The sequence below is a fragment of the Mycolicibacterium vaccae NBRC 14118 = CIP 105934 genome (assembly GCF_001552715.1).
Taxonomy (GTDB): Bacteria; Actinomycetota; Actinomycetes; order Mycobacteriales; family Mycobacteriaceae; genus Mycobacterium; species Mycobacterium vaccae.
On the sequence record NZ_BCRS01000120.1, the window covers coordinates 1 to 19,825 of the forward strand.

General features: G+C 69.6%; 21 protein-coding genes and 1 pseudogene. 10 read left to right on the plus strand and 12 right to left on the minus strand.

Translation table 11 applies throughout. The annotated features are described in order from the left end of the window. Positions 1 to 150 precede the first annotated feature (150 nt). Complete coding sequence (locus MVA01S_RS20775; protein WP_003931069.1) at positions 151 to 1,278, plus strand: Mrp/NBP35 family ATP-binding protein; 1,128 nt, start codon at positions 151 to 153, stop codon at positions 1,276 to 1,278. A gap of 19 nt (positions 1,279 to 1,297) precedes the next feature. On the opposite strand, the gene tatB is transcribed toward MVA01S_RS20775, so the two are convergent. The 4 genes from tatB to sigE form a co-directional block, all read right to left on the minus strand. Next, entirely contained in the window at positions 1,298 to 1,726 is a 429-nt protein-coding gene (gene tatB / locus MVA01S_RS20780; RefSeq protein WP_003931068.1) for a Sec-independent protein translocase protein TatB, read from the minus strand. Positions 1,727 to 1,728: 2 nt separating this feature from the next. After that, positions 1,729 to 3,216, minus strand: a complete 1,488-nt coding sequence (htrA, locus tag MVA01S_RS20785) for a serine protease HtrA (RefSeq protein WP_003931067.1) — start codon at positions 3,214 to 3,216, stop codon at positions 1,729 to 1,731. Positions 3,217 to 3,328: 112 nt separating this feature from the next. Then, positions 3,329 to 3,724: an anti-sigma E factor RseA gene (gene rseA / locus MVA01S_RS20790; protein ID WP_003931066.1), complete on the minus strand. Its 396-nt coding sequence runs from the start codon at positions 3,722 to 3,724 to the stop codon at positions 3,329 to 3,331. Positions 3,725 to 3,812: 88 nt separating this feature from the next. Then, positions 3,813 to 4,622: an RNA polymerase sigma factor SigE gene (gene sigE, locus MVA01S_RS20795; protein WP_003931065.1), complete on the minus strand. Its 810-nt coding sequence runs from the start codon at positions 4,620 to 4,622 to the stop codon at positions 3,813 to 3,815. Between the two features lie 178 nt (positions 4,623 to 4,800). On the opposite strand from sigE, the gene MVA01S_RS20800 reads away from it, so the two are divergent. From MVA01S_RS20800 to MVA01S_RS20825, 7 genes and pseudogenes are all read left to right on the plus strand, one after another. Further along, positions 4,801 to 5,481 (plus strand): O-methyltransferase, encoded by a 681-nt coding sequence (locus MVA01S_RS20800; protein ID WP_003931064.1) that lies wholly within the window; start codon positions 4,801 to 4,803, stop codon positions 5,479 to 5,481. A 163-nt stretch (positions 5,482 to 5,644) separates the two neighbouring features. Next, positions 5,645 to 6,313 (plus strand): TetR/AcrR family transcriptional regulator, encoded by a 669-nt coding sequence (locus MVA01S_RS20805; protein WP_003931063.1) that lies wholly within the window; start codon positions 5,645 to 5,647, stop codon positions 6,311 to 6,313. Next, a complete protein-coding gene (locus MVA01S_RS20810) occupies positions 6,300 to 7,205 on the plus strand; it encodes an ABC transporter ATP-binding protein (RefSeq protein ID WP_003931062.1) in 906 nt (301 codons plus the stop codon). Before MVA01S_RS20805 ends, MVA01S_RS20810 begins: the two co-directional genes overlap by 14 nt. Continuing rightward, positions 7,202 to 8,827 carry an ABC transporter permease gene (locus MVA01S_RS20815; protein ID WP_003931061.1) on the plus strand — a complete coding sequence of 542 codons (1,626 nt, stop codon included), beginning with the start codon at positions 7,202 to 7,204 and terminating at the stop codon, positions 8,825 to 8,827. The genes MVA01S_RS20810 and MVA01S_RS20815 overlap by 4 nt, the downstream gene beginning before the upstream one ends. Positions 8,828 to 8,845: 18 nt before the next feature. Next, positions 8,846 to 9,520: a methyltransferase family protein gene (locus MVA01S_RS20820; RefSeq protein ID WP_003931060.1), complete on the plus strand. Its 675-nt coding sequence runs from the start codon at positions 8,846 to 8,848 to the stop codon at positions 9,518 to 9,520. 19 nt (positions 9,521 to 9,539) lie between these two features. Then, positions 9,540 to 10,107 (plus strand): annotated as a pseudogene (locus tag MVA01S_RS30565) (DUF4126 domain-containing protein); the annotation flags it as partial. Positions 10,108 to 10,166: 59 nt separating this feature from the next. Continuing rightward, complete coding sequence (locus tag MVA01S_RS20825) at positions 10,167 to 10,649, plus strand: MSMEG_6728 family protein (RefSeq protein ID WP_003931058.1); 483 nt, start codon at positions 10,167 to 10,169, stop codon at positions 10,647 to 10,649. 1 nt (position 10,650) lies between these two features. On the opposite strand, the gene glgC is transcribed toward MVA01S_RS20825, so the two are convergent. Next, positions 10,651 to 11,865 (minus strand): glucose-1-phosphate adenylyltransferase, encoded by a 1,215-nt coding sequence (gene glgC / locus MVA01S_RS20830; protein WP_003931057.1) that lies wholly within the window; start codon positions 11,863 to 11,865, stop codon positions 10,651 to 10,653. 159 nt (positions 11,866 to 12,024) lie between these two features. On the opposite strand from glgC, the gene glgA reads away from it, so the two are divergent. Beyond that, positions 12,025 to 13,188, plus strand: a complete 1,164-nt coding sequence (gene glgA, locus MVA01S_RS20835) for a glycogen synthase (RefSeq protein WP_003931056.1) — start codon at positions 12,025 to 12,027, stop codon at positions 13,186 to 13,188. Positions 13,189 to 13,199: 11 nt separating this feature from the next. Here glgA and MVA01S_RS30570 read toward each other — a convergent pair whose 3' ends face one another. From MVA01S_RS30570 to log, 7 genes are all read right to left on the minus strand, one after another. After that, positions 13,200 to 13,367 carry a DUF3117 domain-containing protein gene (locus MVA01S_RS30570; RefSeq protein WP_003931055.1) on the minus strand — a complete coding sequence of 56 codons (168 nt, stop codon included), beginning with the start codon at positions 13,365 to 13,367 and terminating at the stop codon, positions 13,200 to 13,202. Positions 13,368 to 13,577: 210 nt separating this feature from the next. Continuing rightward, positions 13,578 to 14,195 (minus strand): DNA-3-methyladenine glycosylase I, encoded by a 618-nt coding sequence (locus MVA01S_RS20840; RefSeq protein WP_003931054.1) that lies wholly within the window; start codon positions 14,193 to 14,195, stop codon positions 13,578 to 13,580. Next, positions 14,195 to 14,557 carry a DivIVA domain-containing protein gene (locus MVA01S_RS20845; RefSeq protein WP_003931053.1) on the minus strand — a complete coding sequence of 121 codons (363 nt, stop codon included), beginning with the start codon at positions 14,555 to 14,557 and terminating at the stop codon, positions 14,195 to 14,197. The genes MVA01S_RS20840 and MVA01S_RS20845 overlap by 1 nt, the downstream gene beginning before the upstream one ends. A gap of 58 nt (positions 14,558 to 14,615) precedes the next feature. Continuing rightward, positions 14,616 to 15,578 carry a glucosyl-3-phosphoglycerate synthase gene (locus tag MVA01S_RS20850; RefSeq protein ID WP_003931052.1) on the minus strand — a complete coding sequence of 321 codons (963 nt, stop codon included), beginning with the start codon at positions 15,576 to 15,578 and terminating at the stop codon, positions 14,616 to 14,618. Further along, a complete protein-coding gene (folP, locus tag MVA01S_RS20855; RefSeq protein ID WP_237024426.1) occupies positions 15,575 to 16,399 on the minus strand; it encodes a dihydropteroate synthase in 825 nt (274 codons plus the stop codon). Before folP ends, MVA01S_RS20850 begins: the two co-directional genes overlap by 4 nt. 132 nt (positions 16,400 to 16,531) lie before the next feature. After that, positions 16,532 to 18,340, minus strand: a complete 1,809-nt coding sequence (fadD6, locus tag MVA01S_RS20860) for a long-chain-acyl-CoA synthetase FadD6 (protein ID WP_003931050.1) — start codon at positions 18,338 to 18,340, stop codon at positions 16,532 to 16,534. Then, on the minus strand, positions 18,337 to 18,936 hold the full coding sequence (gene log, locus MVA01S_RS20865) for a cytokinin riboside 5'-monophosphate phosphoribohydrolase (protein WP_051015293.1): 600 nt from the start codon (positions 18,934 to 18,936) through the stop codon (positions 18,337 to 18,339). The genes fadD6 and log overlap by 4 nt, the downstream gene beginning before the upstream one ends. 58 nt (positions 18,937 to 18,994) lie before the next feature. Here log and MVA01S_RS20870 point away from each other — a divergent pair. Continuing rightward, on the plus strand, positions 18,995 to 19,825 hold an 831-nt coding region (locus MVA01S_RS20870), incomplete at its 3' end, for an AAA family ATPase (RefSeq protein ID WP_159426337.1).

A 19,825-nucleotide genomic window follows, 5' to 3' on the forward strand; every position in this document is an offset into this window, starting at 1 on the left:
GCTGCCGGGCCGCCCGCCGCCGTGCCCGGCCCGCCCTCGATGCCCGGTATGCCACCCGCCCCGGGCCCCGCGCCCGGCCCCGTGAGCTAGCACACCCCCTGCACGCCCGCATTCGGGTGCGGCGGTGTCAGGAGCCTAGACTCGCTGGTGATGACATCTACTGCGCCTGACCTGGAAGCGGCCGTCCGGGCTGCCCTCACCAAGGTGATCGACCCCGAGCTGCGGCGTCCGATCACCGAAGTGGGCATGGTCAAGAACGTCACCGTCGACCCTGACGCCTCCGTCCACGTCGAGATCTACCTGACCACGTCCGCGTGCCCGAAGAAGACGGAGATCTCCGACCAGGTCACCCGCGCGGTGCAGGACGTACCCGGCACCGGCGCGGTCAAGGTCAGCCTGGACGTGATGAACGACGAACAGCGCGCCGAACTGCGCAAGATGCTGCGCGGCGACTCCCGCGAACCGGTGATCCCGTTCGCCCAGCCGGGGTCACTCACTCGGGTCTACGCGGTCGCGTCGGGCAAGGGCGGTGTCGGGAAGTCGAGCGTCACCGTGAACCTGGCCGCGGCGATGGCGGCCCGCGGCCTGTCGGTCGGCCTCCTCGACGCCGACATCTACGGCCACTCCGTGCCCCGGATGATCGGCGCCACCGACCGGCCCACCCAGGTCGACTCGATGATCCTGCCGCCGGTCGCCCACGACGTGCGGGTCATCTCGATCGCGATGTTCACCCAGGGCAACACCCCCGTGGTGTGGCGCGGCCCGATGCTGCACCGGGCGTTGCAGCAGTTCCTCGCCGACGTGTACTGGGGCGATCTGGACGTGTTGCTGCTCGACCTGCCCCCGGGCACCGGCGACATCGCGATCTCGGTGGCGCAGCTGATCCCGGGCGCGGAGATCCTCGTGGTCACCACGCCGCAGTTGGCCGCCGCCGAAGTGGCCGAGCGGGCAGGCGCGATCGCGCTGCAGACGCGTCAGCGCATCGCCGGCGTCGTGGAGAACATGGTCGACGGGCCCGTCATCAAGATGTTCGGCGAGGGCGGCGGTCGCCATGTCGCCGAGAGCCTGTCCCGCGCGGTCGGCGCCGACGTGCCGCTGCTCGGCCAGGTTCCGCTGGATCCGGAACTGGTCGCTGCCGGTGACTCCGGGATCCCGCTGGTGCTCAGCGCACCCGACTCCCCCGCGGGCAAGGAACTGCGCAAGGTGGCCGACGCGCTGTCCAGCCGCAAGCGGGGGCTGGCCGGGATGTCTCTGGGACTCGATCCCGCCGGTCGCTAGCCGCAACCGGCCCGCGAGGTCAGGTCGCGTCGGTGTCGAACGGCGTCGCACCCGAGGGCGGAGTTTCCGTCCGGTGGGTCTCCTCCATCGCCGCCGCGGGCCCCGGCCCCGACTGGGGCTTCTCGGGCGGCTTGCCCGGCGTCGCCCCGTTCTGGTCGAACTTGCCGGTGAAGATCGAGTCGTCGCCGTCGAGAAGGTGTTTGGTCAGCGCCGCGCGCGGCGTCATGCCCCGCAGTTTCTGCAACTCCGACAACGGCTCTCGCAGGTCGTCGAAGTCGGTGCCCAGCTCCTCACGCAGCTGGGTGGTCGCGCCGGTCACATAATCACGGACCTGGCGCACCGCTCCCGCGGTCCAACGGATGGCTCCGGGCAGCCGTTCCGGCCCGAGGATCACCAGACCGGCGATCACCAGGACCAGCATCTCGCCCCAGCCGACGTTCGCGAACATCGTTACGTGCTGTCGTCGCCGTTGGGAGTCACCATCAACGTGACCGGTCGTCCTTCGCGGAGCACCTCGACGGGGGCCGGCTGGCCGATCATGAGCTGACGGACCGCGACGATGAACTCGTCGGCGTCGGCGACCTTGCGGTCGCCGACCTTGACGACGACGTCGTTCTCCAGGATGCCCGCCCGCTCGGCCGGGCTACCCGGTGACACGTCGGCGATCTGCGCACCCTTGGCCACGTCGTTGCTCACCGACCGCGCGGTCAGCCCGAGCGTCGGGTGGGCGATCTTGCCGTTCTTGATCAACGTCTCCACGACCTGCTTGACCTCGTTCACCGGGATCGCGAAGCCGAGTCCGCTGGCGCTGTCGGACAACGACTTGCCCGCGGTGTTGATGCCGATTACCTCGGACCGCATGTTGATCAGGGGGCCGCCGGAGTTGCCGTGGTTGATCGACGCGTCGGTCTGCACGCCGTCGATGACGGTGTCGGTGTCCGAGCCGTCACCGGAGAGCGGGACGGGCCGGTGCAGGGCACTGATGATGCCGTGCGTGACGGTGCTGCGCAGGCCCAGCGGCGCGCCGGCGGCGATGACCTCTTCACCGACCCGCAACTTCTCCGAGTCACCCATGCGGGCGACGACCAGGTTGTCGACGTTGTCGACCTTGAGCACCGCGAGGTCGGTCTTGGGGTCGCGGCCGACCAGGTTCGCAGGCACCTCGGAACCGTCGTTGAACACGACCGACATCTGGAATTCGCTCGGGTTGGACGCGGCTTCGGAGATCACGTGGTTGTTGGTGACGATGTAACCGCGGCCGTCGATGACCACACCGGAGCCCTGCGAGCCTTCCCGGTCACTGGTCGCCTCGATCGTCACGACCGAGTCCGCCACGGCGGCAGCAACTTTCGCGAACTGCCCTTCGGCCTCGTCGCCGCCGACCGCGGTCTCCAGGGTGACCTTCGACGTGGTGAACGCCGTCACCACCTCGGCGGTGGTGCGCCCCACCCAGCCGCCGGCCACCCCGATGAGCAGAGCGGTGATGCCGAGCACGACGAGCGCGACGTAGGACACCTTGCCGCCGAACAGCACGTCGCGCACACCCAGTTTGCCGACCGGGGCCGCCTGCTGGACGGGGGCGGTCGGGGTCAGGGCGGGGGTGCCCAGCGCGGCGGGGGCACCAGGGTTGCGCCACGGGTCGTCGGGTTCGTCGACGTCGCCGGCACGCTCGGCCTCGAGGGCGCCGGCATCGGCGGGATGGCGCTGGAGCGAGTCGCCACCCGGGTGCGGGCGGCCGAACGCTTCGGCCAGCACCGGATCCGGCGGCTGGTCTTTGGGGGTGTACTCACCCTGGTCGCGATGCTTGTCAGCGCTGAGGAACGATCCGCTGACGCCGGCCGGTCTGCCGAATGCGCGCTGAGCCGACGGATCGACCGGCGGACGTGACACCGGTCGCGGCTCGAGACGGTCACGACCGGTCTGGTCCAGATTGGTCACCCGTTCATCGCCCTTTCCTGACCCTTTCTCGGACCGTGACCGGCCCTGCACTTCCACACCCGCTGACGTCCGCTGTGACGGCGCCTGCGGTCGTGGTCGATACCGCTCTACCCTACCGGCGTCGGCGACGCGGCCGCTGAGTGCCGTCAGCTAACTGGGGAGAATCAACGGGCTCCGACGCCTCCGCGGGCGTGTGGTTCGGGATCTGGGACAACAACCCCAGCAGAGAACTCGGCATCGCGACCGGGCGACATTCCCGCAACGCCTCGCGCGCCTGCCGCTGCGCATCGACCTCCATCGCGCACTCCTGGCACAACGACAGATGGTGGGCGGCCCTCAGGTGGGCGGACATTCGCAGTTCGCCGTCGACGAACGCAGCGATCGCCTCGGTGGACAGATGCTCGGTGGAACCGAACTGCCGGGGACCCACCGGATCGCCGTTCTGTGCGGCGAGATGGTCTGGGAGCCAGGAGAAGGCCCGACGGAATGCATGTCCGGGATCGAACACCACCAAGCTCCTCTCCACTCGGCGTCGTGGGCTACCTGCCGACCTTCTTCGAATGTAGCGCGGCGCAGTGGACAGCACCGCCGGAACGTCAGGCCGAGGTGGCCGAATCCAGGGCGGCGCCGGTGTCGGAGTGGCGCGCCAGGTACTCGCGCAGCGCCTGACGGCCACGGTGGATACGGCTGCGCACGGTGCCCAACTTCACCCCGAGGGTGGCGCCGATCTCCTCGTACGACAGACCTTCGATGTCACACAGCACGACCGCGGCGCGGAACTCCGGGGCCAACGAGTCCAGGGCGGCCTGCAGGTCCGGGCCGAGCCGGGAGTCGTGGTAGATCTGCTCGGGGTTCGGCTCGTCGGCGGGCACCCGGTCGTAATCCTCGGGCAGCGCCTCCATCCGGATGCGCCCACGGCGACGCACCATGTCGAGGAACAGGTTCGTGGTGATGCGGTGCAACCAGCCCTCGAACGTGCCGGGCTGGTAGTTCTGCACCGACCGGAACACGCGGATGAACGTCTCCTGCGTCAGGTCCTCGGCATCGTGCTGGTTGCCCGACAAGCGGTAGGCCAGGCGGTACACCCGATCGGCATGCTGACGCACCAGCTCGTCCCAGCTCGGCATCGCGGCCTTGTCCCCGGTCGCGTCGAACACCGCGGTACCGGTCAACTCGTCGCTCGGCTCCACCCAGTTCGCATCCGTGTACTGCTCGAGGTGGGCCATGGTGACCGGCGCGGCGGCGGTGGTGGCGACGGGGCCGTGTGTGGTGGTCGTCAGATCCTCCAGGTCGTGGGAGTCGCGGCCATGCAATGACGGCCGCTCGTCGGCGTCAACAACACGCGCCGGGAAGTTGTTCCCGGCACGCGAGAGATCGGTGCGTGCGCTGGATGCGCCGTCTGTCATGCGATTACCGTCTCCCGTTCTGGTGTGGCGGGCATATGAGCAAACTGAACTTTTCCTGAGAAACTTCGCTACCCCGTTTCCGAGCAGCGGAAACGGGGTTGCCGGCGCCCTGTTCCGGCTGCAACGACCGGGCGTGTCGCATTCGCCGGGGATGCGGACTTGGCTCTACGCTGCGGGCATGTCCAGCACCGACGAGCCCGGGGCCGAGTCCGGCGATGCCACCGCACGGGCCCGTCAGGCCGCAGCGATCGTCAACCACGCCGAGCAGTCGATCTCCGAGGACGCGATCGTCGCCGCGGCCCGGGAACGCGCCGTGGACATCGGCGCCGGCGCGGTGACCCCTGCGGTCGGTGCGCTGCTGTGCGTGCTGGCGAAGGTGACGGGCGCCCGCGCGGTCGTCGAAGTCGGCACCGGCGCCGGGGTCAGTGGCCTCTGGCTGCTGTCGGGGATGCGTGAGGACGGCGTGCTGACCACCATCGACGTCGAACCCGAGCACCAGCGGATCGCCAAGCAGGCCTTCTCCGAGGCCGGCGTGGGTCCGGGCCGGACGAGGTTGATCGGCGGCCGCGCCCAGGAGGTGCTGACCCGGTTGGCCGACGAGTCCTACGACCTGGTGTTCATCGACGCCGCACCGGCCGATCAGCCGCAGTTCGTCACCGAGGGTGTGCGACTGCTACGCCCCGGCGGCGCGATCGTCGTGCACCGGGCCGCGCTCGGCGGCCGGGCCGGAGACGCGTCGGCCAAGGACAGCGAAGTCGCCGCGGTGCGCGAGGCCGCCCGGTTGATCGCTGAGGATGAACGGCTCACGCCGGTGCTGATCCCGTTGGGCGACGGCCTGCTCGCCGCCGCCCGCGACTGACCCGCACACCCACCCAGAGCGCCGCCACCCCCTCTCCCCCAAGCGCCGCGGAATAGCGTTCCGGGCTGCTCGAAGGGCCCTTTTCACGACCCGGAATGCTGTTCCGCGGCGGAGAGCCGGCGACCCTTGACCGCGGACTGAACGCGCGTTTAGCATGTTGAACATGCGTTCAGTCGACGATCTGACCGCGGCGGCGCGAATCCGCGACGCCGCCCTCGACCTGTTCGGCCGCGAGGGCTTCACGGTCAGCGTGCGCGCCATCGCCGCCGCGGCAGGGGTCAGCCCGGGGCTGGTGATCCACCATTTCGGCTCCAAGGAGGGCCTGCGCAAGGCGTGCGACGACTACGTCGCCGAGACAGTGCGGGCAAGCAAGACCGAGACCATCCAGTCCTCCGATCCCGCGACCTGGTTCGCCCAGATGGCCGAGATCGAGGAGTACGCCCCCTTGATGGGGTACCTGGTGCGCAGCATGCAGGCCGGCGGAGATCTCGCGAAGGCGTTCTGGCAGCACATGATCGACAACGCCGAGCAGTACATCGAGGCCGGGGTGCGGGCCGGGACCATCAAACCGAGCCCGGATCCGAAGGGCCGCGCCCGGTTCCTCGCGATGTCCGCCGGCGGCAGCTTCCTGCTCTACCTGCAGCTGCACGACGACCCGACGGATCTGCGGGCGGTGCTGCGCGACTACAGCGAAGACATGATGCTGCCGGCGCTGGAGCTCTACACCAACGGGCTGATGGCCGAGTCCACCATGTACGACGCGTTCCTCGCCCAACGGCGACAAGGCATTCCGTTGACCGCGATGAAAGGGGCACCCGATGACCGGCAATGATCTGGCCGTCGACATCCGAGGACTGCGAAAGTCCTTCGGCCGCACCCGGGCACTGGACGGGCTGGACCTCGTCGTCGCCCCGGGCGAGGTGGCCGGGTTCCTGGGGCCCAACGGCTCGGGCAAGTCCACCACCATCCGCGTGCTGCTCGGGCTGCTGCGTGCCGACGGCGGCACGGTCCGGCTGCTGGGCGGTGACCCGTGGCGCGACGCGGTGCCACTGCACCGCCGGATCGCCTATGTGCCAGGCGATGTGACCCTGTGGCCCAACCTGACAGGGATGCAGGCCATCGACTTCCTGGCGCGCCTGCCCGGCGAGGACACCGTGGACGAGGCGCGCCGCGACGAGCTGATCGAGCGCTTCGAACTCGACCCGCACAAGAAGGCGCGCACCTACTCCAAGGGCAACCGGCAAAAGGTCGCGATCATCGCCGCGTTCTGCACGCACAGCGAGTTGTTCGTCCTCGACGAGCCGACCTCGGGCCTGGATCCGCTGATGGAACAGACCTTTCAGCAGTGCGTGCGCGAGGTGGCCGGCCGGGGCGCGGCGGTACTGCTGTCCAGCCACATCCTGGCCGAGGTCGAAAAGCTCTGCGACACAGTGACCATCGTGCGTGCCGGGCGCACAGTTCGCTCGGGGACGCTGACCGAGATGCGCCATCTGATGCGCACCACAATCAGCGCCCGCACCCGCGGAACCGCCGACAGCCTGCACCGGGCGCCCTACATCCACGACCTGCGCACCGACGACCGAAACCTGCGCTTCGCCGTGGACCGCGACGATCTCGACCGGGCGATGGCCGACCTGGGCGGCCTTGGCATCGAGGAGCTGACGGTGGCCCCGGCATCGCTGGAGGATCTCTTCCTCCGTGAATACCAGGGAGCGGAACGGTGAGTGCCACCGCCGAGGTCGCCACCCGCGGCCCCCGGCACACCGCCGCGACGACGGGCTCGCCATGGACGGCCACCGGCGCGCTGGTCCGGCTCGCGCTGCGCCGCGACCGCATCCGGCTACCCGTCTGGATCGCGGCGCTGACCGCGCTGATGGCATACTCCCCCAACACCATCGAGCTGGCCTACCCCGAGGAGGCCCAGCGCCAGGCCAGGGTGAATCTGCTCAAGACCCCGGCCGGCATGATGCTCGGCGGCCCGATGTTCGGCGGCCGCGAAACCGATCTCGGTGCGATGGTGGCCAACGAGCTGATGCTGACGCTGATCGTGGCCACGTCGATCCTGGCCATTCTCACCGTGATTCGGCACACCCGAGCCGAGGAGGAGAGCGGCACCGCAGAACTGGTGCTGGCCTCGGTCGTCGGCCGGTATGCGCGGACCGCCGCCGCGCTGACCGTCGTGGTGGCGGCAAACACCGTGCTCGCGGTGACGATGACCGTCGCGATCGCAGCCAACGGATTCGACGTCGTCGACTCGGCCGCGATGTGCCTCGGCATCACCGCGGTGGCCACCGTGTTCGGTGCCGTCGCGGCGGTCACCGCACAGATGTGGCGGGTGGCGCGCGCGGCGACCGGGGCCGCCATGGCCGCCCTCGCGCTGGCAGCGCTGATCCGCGGCGTCGGCGATGTCATCGACAACTCGGGCAGCGCGCTGAGCTGGCTGTCGCCGATCGCGTGGGCGCAGCAGATGCGTCCCTTCGTCGAGCTGCGCTGGTGGCCGCTGGCGCTGCTGATCGGGTTGACGCTGATCCTGGTCGCGGCGGCGGCCGCCCTCCAGATGCGCCGCGAGTATGACGACGGCACGATCGCCACGACCGGCGACCGCCCCGAGGCCCGACCGGTCCGCGGGGTGCTGGCTCTGCATCTGCGGCTGCAGCGCGGCCAGACCATCGGCTGGTCGGTCGGCCTGTTCGCGTCCGGCCTGGCGTTCGGGTCGATGACGAAGTCGCTGCTCGACGCCGCCGAGGACAACGAACTGCTGGCCCGCCTCGTGTCGAGCCAGGGCCTGGACGGGGTCTACACGACGATGTCGCAGTTCCTGGCCGCCGCGGCGTGCGCCTACGTCACCGTGGCGGTGCTGAGGGTCTACAGCGACGAACAGTCGGGCCTCGGCGAAGCGGTGCTGGCCGGTGCGGTCTCCCGCGCCCGCTGGTTGTCGACCGCGGTGGTCGCGGCGCTGCTGGGCGCGACGATGCTGATGTTCGCCGCGGGCCTGGGCAACGGGCTGGGCGCCGGGCTGACGCTGGGCGAGCCCGCCACCGTGCTCAAGCTGACCCTGGCCGGGCTCGCCTTCGTCCCGGCGCTGGCGGTGTCTGCGGGGGTGGCCGCACTGGCGGTGGCTCTGCGGCAGGTGTGGATCGCTTGGCTGGCAGTTACTTTCATCGTCGCGTCGCTGTATCTCGGTGCGCTGCTGCGATTGCCGGAATGGCTGCTCGACCTGTCGCCGGTCGGTCAGACCGACAGCCCGGCCGACGTCCCCGTCACCGCGTGGATCGTGATGTGCTGCGTGGCGGCGGTTCTGGTGGTGGCGGCCACGGGCATCTACCGGCGTCGCGACGCGGTCTGAGGCCTACAGGAGTCCGCGGTGAAGCTGATCGTTCAGACTTTGGCATCGGCGGTGTTCGGTGTGGCATTCTTCGCCGCGGTGCTCTTCTGGCCGGCGGGCACCTTCCACTACTGGCAGGCGTGGGTGTTCCTCGCGGTGTTCGCGGTGACCACGCTGGGGCCGAGCATCGTGCTGGCCGCCCGCCACCCCGACGTGCTGGCGCGTCGCATGAAGGCCGGACCGACGGCGGAAACCCGTCCCGCGCAACGGATCATCATCACCGTGACCATGGCGCTGGTGGCTGCGACGTTCGTCGTGTCGACGCTGGACCACCGGTTCGGCTGGTCCTCGGTGCCGGTGTGGCTGGTCATCGTCGGCAACGTCATGGTCGCCGCGGGACTGGGCATGGCCCAGTTGGTGATCCTGCAGAACCATTACGCGGCGGCGACCGTGCGGGTGGAGGCCGGTCAACCGCTGGTGTCTACGGGCCTCTACGGACTGGTGCGGCACCCGATGTACACCGGCACGCTGATCATGATGCTCGGCACCCCACCCGCGCTGGGTTCGTGGTGGGGACTCGTCTGCGTGGCCGCGGCGGGGCCGGCGTTGGTGGCGCGCATTTTGGACGAGGAGAAGATGCTGACCGCCGAACTCCCCGGCTACCGCGACTACACCGGGAAGGTGCGGTACCGACTCGTCCCCGGCCTGTGGTGAGCCGCCGCATACCGATCGCATGGAGCTGCTCACCGGGCTCGGCCTGGCGACCGCGGCGGGCTGACCGCCTACATTCCGCTGCCGGCGCTCGGGTTGCTGGCCCGGTTCACCGATCTGGGTCACCCTGCCGGCTGGCTGGGCGTGGCCGGAGAACGGCTGGGTGATGACGATCGTCGCGGTGCTGCTGAGCGTGGAGATCGTCGCCGACAAGGTGCCCGTGCTCGACACCGTCAACGACGCCATGCAGACCTTCGTCCGGCCTACCGCAGGCGGCATTCGTCACGTTCTGATATCTCGCATTGCCAGCAACCGCAGCCCAGACGGCGGCTGTGACCGACCCGGGAGCGTTCGCGCAGTCCGGTCAGTGGATCCCGGTCGCCGCTGGGGCGGTCGTCGCGCTGGTGGTGTCGCTGACCAAGTCCACCGTGCGGCCCGCCGCCGACGTCGCCACCGCCGGGGCCGCTGCGCCGGTGCTCAGCACCACCGAGGACCTCGTCAGCATCGGCCTGGTGTTCGCGGCGATCCTGCTGCCCGTCCTCGTGCTGGTGGTGGTCGTGGCGCTGGCGTGGGCGGCGGTCCGGTTGCTGCCGGCGCCGCCACGCCCGCCGTTCCCCCTGAACCGCGTGCGAACGGGTATCCCGCCGGCATGCAGACCTTCCTGCCCTGCCCGGCTTTCGCCGATTCCGCACGCGTGCTGGACACCCGCAGGCTGGGCAAGCAGAGGGTGGAGACGATCCAGATCCTGCGGGCGTTGACCGTCGCCGGGTACGGGTGGCGCCACCATCCCGCCGCGGCGATGTGGGCCGGGTACGAAGAGGCGCTGGTGCGGTACGGGCTGGAGGTGTGCGGGGTGTGGTGCGCCCAGGGCCGGGTCGACACCTGTGCGGCGACACTGGCCGCGGACCTGACGGCCGGCACCGGGCTGACGACGATCCGCTCGTATGACGAGCTCACCGTTGCCGACGAGCTACCGCCCTGGCTCGGCGACAGACAATTTCATCTCAGCCATCAGTCCGCGCTGGTACGCAAGGACCCGGCGCACTACCGGCCGCTGTTCCCGGACGTGCCCGACGATCTGCCCTACATGTGGCCGGCGTCCGACCGGGCCCGCCGCGTGCCGGTGAGCTAGCTCAGATCCAGACGCCCTTACCGACCGCGACCACCCCGCCCGCACTGATCGAGAACCGTTCGCGGTCCTTGTCGAGGTCGACACCGACCATCTCACCCGGCCCGACCACCACGTTCTTGTCCAGGATCGCGTGCCGCACCACGGCGCCGCGCCCGATGCGCACCCCGGGGTGCAGCACACTGCCCTCGACGATCGCGCCGTCGTCGATCACGACGTTGGACGACAGCACCGAATTGCGCACCGACGCAGCCGAAATGATGCTGCCGGCGCCGACCACCGACTCCTGCGCCGAGCCGCCGTTGACGAACTTGGCGGGCGCCAGGTTCTCGGCGCCGCCGCGGATCGGCCAGCGCTTGTTGTACAGGTTGAACACCGGGTGCACCGAGACCAGGTCCATGTGCGCGTCGTAGAACGCGTCGAGCGTGCCGACGTCGCGCCAGTAGCCGTGGTCACGCTCGGTGGCGCCGGGCACCTCGTTGTCGCTGAAGTCGTACACCGCGGCCATGCCGTCGGCGACCAGCCTGGGGATGATGTCGCCGCCCATGTCGTGGTCGGAGTCGTCGTCCTCGGCGTCGGCGCGGATGGCGTCGATGAGCACCTTGGTGGTGAAGATGTAGTTGCCCATCGACGCGAACGTCATCTCGGGGTCGTCGGGCGTGCCCGGCGGATCGGCCGGCTTCTCCACCCAGCCCCGGATGCGTCCGGAATCGTCGGCGTCGATGCAGCCGAACGCACTGGCCTCCGAACGCGGCACCCGGATCCCGGCCACGGTCGCGCCCGCGCCGCTCTCGATGTGCTGCTGGACCATCTGCTCCGGGTCCATCCGGTACACGTGGTCGGCGCCGAAGATCACGATGTAGTCGGGGTCTTCGTCGTAGATCAGGTTCATCGACTGGTAGATCGCGTCCGCTGAACCGGTGTACCAGCGCGGACCGAGCCGCTGCTGGGCAGGCACCGGGGTGATGTACTCACCCGCAAGCCCCGAAAGCCGCCAGTTCTGCGAGATGTGGCGGTCCAGCGAATGAGACTTGTACTGGGTCAGCACACAGATTCGCAGATAGCGGGCATTGACGAGGTTCGAGAGAACGAAATCGATGAGCCGGTAACCGCCCCCGAAGGGCACGGCCGGTTTGGCGCGATCGGCTGTCAACGGGTAGAGGCGCTTGCCTTCTCCGCCTGCGAGGACGATGCCCAACACATGTGGCGCTTCCCTCATGATGCCAACCTATCCGCACGTGGGGACAGGGGCCACCCATTCCCGCTTTTGCCGTGTCGCGCGCCGCCCCGCCGACCGCGGCGCAGGGACTTCTCGGCTGTCTGTCAAGACAATTGGGGATGCTTCGCGACGGGTCCCGAAGTTGGATACCGTCACAGCATGCGGGTGGCGATGATGACTCGGGAGTATCCACCCGAGGTGTACGGCGGAGCCGGGGTCCATGTCACGGAACTGGTCGCGCAACTGCGCCACCTGTGCGAGGTCGACGTGCACTGCATGGGCGCACCACGGGCCGGCGCCGTCGTCGCCCAACCCGATCCCGCGCTGGCCGGGGCCAACCCGGCGCTGACGACGCTGTCGGCCGACCTGAACATGGTCAATGCGGCGTCGGCGGCCACCGTGGTGCACTCGCACACGTGGTACGCCGGCATGGCCGGGCATCTGGCGGCGCTGCTCTACGGGGTCCCGCACGTGCTCACCGCCCACTCGCTGGAACCGATGCGGCCGTGGAAGGCCGAGCAGCTCGGCGGCGGCTACCGCATCTCGTCGTGGGTCGAGAAGACGGCCGTCGAGGCCGCGGACGCGGTCATCGCGGTCAGTTCGGGAATGCGCAAGGATGTACTGCGCACCTATCCGGCCCTGGATCCTGACCGGGTCCACGTGGTGCGCAACGGCATCGACACCGAGGTCTGGTACCCGGCCGACCCGAACCCCGACGATTCGGTGCTGGCCGAGCTCGGCGTGGACCCCGCACGTCCGATCGTCGCGTTCGTCGGCCGGATCACCCGCCAGAAGGGCGTCGCGCACCTGGTGGCAGCGGCGCACCACTTCGACCCCGAGGTGCAGCTGGTGCTGTGCGCCGGCGCGCCCGACACCCCGGAGATCGCCGAGGAGGTGGCCTCGGCGGTCCGGGAGCTGTCCGCGGCCCGCACCGGGGTCTTCTGGGTGCGCGAGATGCTGCCCACCCCCAAGATCCGCGAGATCTTGTCGGCAGCAGTCGTTTTCGTCTGCCCGTCGGTGTACGAGCCGCTGGGCATCGTGAACCTCGAGGCCATGGCGTGCTCGACGGCGGTGGTCGCCTCCGATGTCGGCGGGATCCCTGAGGTGGTGGCCGACCAGCAGACGGGTCTGCTGGTGCACTACGACCCCGAGGACACCGCGTCATTCGAGAACGGACTGGCCGTCGCGGTCAACTCGCTGGTCGCCGACCCGCAACGGGCAGTCGAATTCGGCAAAGCCGGACGTCTGCGGTGCATCGACGAGTTCTCCTGGGCACAGATCGCCCAGGAGACCCTGCAGATCTACCGCGCGGTCTCGCGCTAGCGCTCGTCGCGCTAGCTGGTGACACCCTTGAGTTCGTCGCCCAGTGCCGCGGCCTCTTCCGGGGTGAGTTCGACGACGAGCCTGCCACCGCCTTCCAGTGGTACCCGCATCACGATGCCCCGCCCCTCCTTGGTTGCTTCCAGAGGACCGTCGCCGGTCCGGGGCTTCATCGCCGCCATCGAGTGCTCCCTCCGCATGGGCGTGCCCGTCAGGGCTCTGTTCTGCCGCGAGCCGGGCCTCGCACCCTTCGACGTGCAACGACAGCACCCGGCTCTGAACTGCTACAGACCTCCATTGTTCCCTATCCAGGGCGGGTCGTGTGCGAAGACCCGGCTATAGCGGTCCGCACGCGCCGTTCCGGACCCCGATCGCCGGCCGCTACCGCCCGTCTACCTCCCGTCCGCGAGCCCCGGCACCCAGCAGTTGGCGACATGGTCGTCGACCATCCCGGTCGCCTGCATCAGCGCGTAGGCCGTCGTCGGCCCGACGAATCGGAAGCCCCGCTTCTTGAGCTCTTTGGCCATCGCCTTCGACTCCGTTGTCACGGCCGCGATCTCCGACATGGTGGCCGGCCGCCCCCGGGTCGCCCGATCCGCGGGAGCGAACGACCACAGCAACTCCCCCAGATCCTCACCGGCGTCGGCCATGTCGGCGACGACCCGCGCGTTGGCGATCGTCGCGTCGATCTTGGCGCGGTTGCGCACGATGCCCGGATCGCCCATCAACCGCTCCACGTCGCGGTCGGTGTAGCGGGCGACGCGCTCCACATCGAATCCGTCGAACGCGGAACGGAAGTTGTCCCGCTTGCGCAGGATGATCAGCCAGGACAACCCGCTCTGGAACGCCTCGAGGCTGACCCGCTCGAACAGCGCCGCCGAATCGCGCAGCGGCCGGCCCCACTCCGTGTCGTGGTAGTCCCGGTACAGCTCGAAATCATCTGCAGAAAGCCGCGATTGGTCGATCCATCCGCAGCGGACCCGCGAATCGGCGGCGGCTGAGGCCGTCATCACGCGTCCTCCCGCGCCGGGGCCGCGTGACGCGCGTCGCCACCGATCTCGGCATCGATGTCGGCATCCCTGTCGGTGGCGGCGCGCAGGGTGGCCAGTTCGCCCCGGAGCATGTCGAGTTCGCGCGCCAGCCGGTCCAGCACCCAGTCGACCTCGCTGGTCTTGTAGCCGCGCAGGGTCTGGCTGAACTTCACCGCGTCGACGTCGGCGCCGGTGACCCCGGACGCGGGCAGCACGGTGGCGGTGGTGGCCCGCGGCAGCGGCGGCAGCGCCTCACCGCGACCGAACAGCACGCTGCCGACGGCGAACAGCACGATGCCGACGAGCACCAGCACGACGAGGTAGAGCAGGACGAGAGTCACCCCTCGATAGTGCCCCAAAGCGCCGACACCGGCGCACCCCTGTCGGCGCAGGCGCCGGTCAGCCGCGGGGGCGCAGGGTGATCATCGGCGGGCGATCGGTCAGCGACACCGCCGAGGTCCGCGGGGTGTAGTCGTCGCCGTCGGCGAAGAACTGGGTGAGCCCGACCCCGGAGTCGGGGATGCCGCAGCGCGTCAGCAGAGTCGCGATGACCTGCCTGCTCATCGACGCGAGCTCGGTCAGCGGGCGGTTGCGGTGCGTGCGCACCCCGAGGTTCACCTGGGCGATGCCGTCGAGGCCCAACCGGTCGTAGGCGTCGACGAGCAGGCCGATCTCCACGCCGTAGCCGGGGGCGAACGGCACCGCGGTCAGCAGCTCCCGCGTGCCCGCGTACTCACCGCCCAGCGGCTGGTACAGGCACATCAGCTCGGGACGCAGCGCGGCCAGCAGCGGACGCGCCACCAGTTCGGTGACCCGGCCGCCGCCGTTGGCGTCCTCCCGGCCGCTGACCTTCAGCGGCCGCCGGTAGAACCCCTTGACCAGGTGCACCCCGTCGGCGGTCAGCAGCGGGCCGAGCAGCTTCGGCACGAACATCGGATCGGGGTCGAGCAGGTCGGAGTCGACGAACGCGATGATGTCGCCGGTCGTCGCGGCCAGCGAGCGCCACAGCACCTCACCCTTGCCGGGCTGCGGCGGCACCTCGGGCAGCGCGACCTCACGGCTGACGACGCGGGCGCCGGCGGCGACGGCCCGGATCTCGGTGTCGTCGGTGGAACCGGAGTCGAGCACGATCAGCTCATCGACCAGCCCGCCGAGCAGCGGGGTGATGGTCTCGACGACGCCGGCCACCGTCTCTTCCTCGTCGAGCGCGGGCAACACCACCGACACCGTGCGGCCCTTCTTGGCGGCCTCCAGCTCGGCCACCGTCCAGCTCGGCCGGCACCAGCTGCGCTCGCGCAGCCACCGGTGGTCGGCCACGCCGTAGGTCTCCAGGTCGTCGATGCGATCAGACAACACAGTCATGCCAGTCCCCTCACCGTGCGTTTCGGCTGACGGGCGCCCTTGATCGACGCAACCATCTCCAGTACCCGACGTGTGGGTCCCACCTCGTGCACGCGGAAGATCGCGGCACCGTCGGCCGCCGCCAGCGCGGTGGCCGCGAGGGTGCCCTCCAGGCGTTCGGTCAGACCCACACCCAGAGTCTCCCCGACGAAATCCTTGTTGCTCAGGGCCATCAGGACTGGCCATCCAGTGTTTACAAGGTCTTTTACCTGGCGCAACAAACTAAGACCGTGGTAAGTGTTCTTGCCGAAATCATGGGTCGGGTCGATGACGATGCCGTCCCGGCGCACCCCGAGCGCCACGGCGCGCTCGGCCGCAGACGTCAGTTCGGCGACCACATCGTCGACCACGCCGCGCTCGGTCAGCCCGTAGTTGACCCGGAACGGCCGGGTCCGCGGCACCGCACCGCCGGTGTGCGAGCACACCAGCCCGGCGTCGAACTCCGCGGCCACCGCGGCCAGGTCGGGGTCGACGCCGCCCCAGGTGTCGTTGATCAGGTCCGCGCCGGCCGCGCACGCCTGCTTGGCCACCTCCGCGCGCCAGGTGTCGACGCTGATCACCCGGTCCGGGAAGGTGCCGCGCAGCCACTCGATGAACGGCACGACCCGGGCGATCTCCTCGTCGACGTCGACCGTCTCACCGGGGCCGGCCTTGACCCCGCCGACGTCGATGATGTCGGCGCCCTCGGCGACCACCCGGTGGGCCGCCTCCTTGGCCGCCTCGTCGGCGAACGTCGCGCCACGGTCGTAGAACGAGTCCGGCGTGCGGTTCACGATCGCCATGATCAGCGCCCGATCCCCGGCCACCGGGCGTCCCAGAAACGTCGACTGCACACCACCCAGGCTACGTTCAGCGGCGAATCGGGCGCGTTCGGCGACAGTCAGGGTGCCTGAGCGCGCCCGATCCGCGCGCTGTTACTTGGGTTTCTTGCCCTCGGCGACCTCGCCCGGGTACTCGTCGTAGAACGGCACGTAGCCCTCGTCGCGGCCGGACAGCACGTACAGCGGGTCCTCGACCTTGACGTCGTCCTCGTCGCCTTCGCCGCTGTTGCCGCCGTAGCCTTCCTTGCGCAGGTCACCCTTCTGGCTCTTGAACGTCGAGGTGTGCGCGAGTTCCTCCACCACGCGGACGAACAGCGGCACCGCGTAGCCGGGCAGCTTGTCGAACACCGCTTTGGCCAGGCCCTTGCCGTCGAGCTCGTGTCCCTCTTTGAGCTGGACGGCCACCATGCCGGCCCGGCCGCCGGTGTCGGGCACCTCGACGCCGAACGCCGTGACCTGTTCGATCTGATCGTGGGTGGACACCGCGGCCTCCACCTCGGTGGTCGCGACGTTCTCGCCCTTCCACCGGAACGTGTCGCCGAGCCGGTCGGTGAACGCGGCGTGGTTGAAGCCCTGCGCGCGCATCAGGTCGCCGGTGTTGAACCACACGTCGCCCTCTTTGAAGGCGTCGCGCACGAGCTTCTTCTCCGACTCCTTCTTGTCGGTGTAGCCGTCGAAGGGCTGAAAGTTGCTGACCTTGGACAGCAGCAACCCGGGCTCGCCTTTCTTGACCTTGCGGACGCGACCGTTGTCGTCGCGGGCGGGTTCGCCGGTGTGCTCGTCGTACTCGACGAACGCGATCGGGGTGGGCGGGGCGATCCCGGTGGTCTTGTCGATGTTGAAGACGTTGACGAACGCGGTGTTGCCCTCGCTGGCGGCGTAGAACTCGCAGACCCGCTTGATGCCGAACCGCTCGGTGAAGTCGTCCCAGATCGCCGGACGCAGACCGTTTCCGCAGATGACCCGCACCTTGTGCTGCCGGTCGGTCGGCTTCTCGGGTTGCTTGAGCAGGTAGGTGCAGATCTCGCCGATGTAGACGAACGCGGTCGCGTCGTAGCGGATCACGTCGTCCCAGAACTTCGACGCCGAGAACGACTTGCCCAGCGCCAGCGCGGCGCCCGCGTTGAGCACCGACGACAGCGCGACCGTGAGCGCGTTGTTGTGGTAGAGCGGCAGGCAGCAGTACAGGGTGTCCCTGCTGTTCAGCCGCAGACCGAGCCCGCCGAATCCGGCCAGGGCGCGCAGCCAGCGGTAGTGCGTCATCACGCTGGCTTTCGGCATGCCGGTGGTGCCGGAGGTGAAGATGTAGAACGCCTTGTCCTTGGCCAGCACGGCCGAGGTGGTGGCCGGGTTGGTGGTGGGCGCGGTCTCGGCGAGCTGCCTGAGTTCGTCGAGGGTCATCAGGCCGGCGGTGTCGGCGCCGGACTCGGTGATCGGCTCGACGAACTCGGTCTCGGCGACCACCACCGACGCCGACAGCAGGCCGAGGCTGTGCTTGAGCACCTCGTCGCGCTGGTGGTAGTTCAGCATCCCGGAGATCGCGCCGCATTTGACGATCGCGAGCATGAGCAGCACCGGTTCCGGCGAGTTGCGCATCATGATGCCGACGACGTCCCCGTGGCCCACCCCGCGCGCGGCGAGCACCGCGGCGTAGCGGTTGACGATCTCGTTGGCCTCGCCGTAGGTGATCTCGCGGTCCTCGAACTTCAGGAACACGTTGTTGGCGTACTGCGCGGCCCGGTCCTGGAAGACCTTGCCGATCGACGTCTTCGCGGTCGGCCGCGCCCCGAACCCGGTGACGACACCGCGCACGATGATCGGCGCGTCCTTGAGCAGACCTGGCACCTGTTTGGCGATGTCGAACAGCCCCACGCTGTCCCGGGTCCCCGACCTCTTCGTCATAGTTGCCGCTCTTCCTCCGCTGTCGATTTGTGGGCCACACTAGCCGGGGCACAGGCGGCCAGAGCGGCATCGACGTCGTCGACGACGGTGAGGCACCGCATCGCGTCCTCGGCGACGTAGCCGGTTCCGACCAGCCCGCGCAACCAGGCCAGAAGACCGTCGTAGTGCCCGAGGGTGTTGAGCATCACGATCGGTTTCGTGTGCATACCCAAATAGGCCGCTGTCCAGGCTTCGAAGAATTCCTCGAGCGTTCCGATGCCGCCGGGCAGCGCCAGGAACGCGTCGGCGCGGTTCTCCATGACCTGTTTGCGCTCCCGCATGGTGTCGGTGACGACGAGCTCGTCGGCCTCGGTGTCGGCGACCTCCCGGTGCACCAGCCGCTTCGGGATGACCCCGACGGTGTAGCCGCCGCGTGCCCGGGCCGCGGTGGCCACCGCACCCATCGCCGACACGTTGCCCCCGCCGGATACCAGCGTCCACCCCCGGGCGGCGATGCCGTCGCCTACTCGGCGGGCCAGTTCGAGCAGGTCGGGATGTACCGGGCCCGAGGCGCAGTAGACGCAGACAGCCCACTCATGATCTTGATCTCGGGACACATCACCAACCTATCCACATAGACTCCGCCGTGTGCCTCCGCCTCAGGCTCCTGGATGGGTGACCGCGCCGGCCGAACCCACCCTGGAAATGCTCGAGACCGGTGTGCGCGCGCGGGCGGGTGCGGTGTTGATCGGGCCCGAGGGGGTCGGCAAGTCCACCCTGGCACGCGCGGCCGCCGACCGACTGGCCGCCGAGTTTCCACGCGTCGACTGCGTGCGGGCGACCGCGTCGCGCCAGGCCGTTCCGTTGGCCGCGTTCGAGGGGCTGTTCGAGGTGCCCGAGACCGGCACCACCACCACCGTGCTGCGTGCGGCCGCCGAGGCCCTCGGCGACGGCCGGCTGCTCGTCGTCGACGACGCGCACCTGCTGGATCCGTTGTCGGCGGCGCTGCTGCACCAGCTGGCGGTGAACCGTTCGGTGCGGCTGCTGCTGACCGCCACCGTCGGCGCCGCCTCGGTGCCCGTCGAGATCGCGGCCCTGTGGCGCGACGGTCTGCTCAGCCGGGTCGAGCTGGAGCCGCCCGGCCACGACGACGGCCGGTTGATGATGCGCATCGAGGAGTTCGTCGCCGCCCAGCCCGCCGGCGCGCGCCGCATCCTGCAGCTGCTGGCCGTGTCGGATCCGTTGAGCCGCGCCGACGCCGAAGCGCTGACCGACTTCGACACCGTCGACGAGGCGGTGCGCTGCGGCGCGGTGGTGGTCGAGGACGACGAACTGCGCCCCGCGCACCCGTTGTTCCTGGACGCGGTCCGCGGCGCGCTCGGCGGCCCCGATCTGCGCCGGCTGCGGACCGCGATGGTCGCGCAGGTCTCCACCGGCTGCATCGGGGTGGTCGGCCGGCTGCGGCTGGCGGTGCTGGCGCTGGGCAGCGACCGCCCGCTGCCGCAG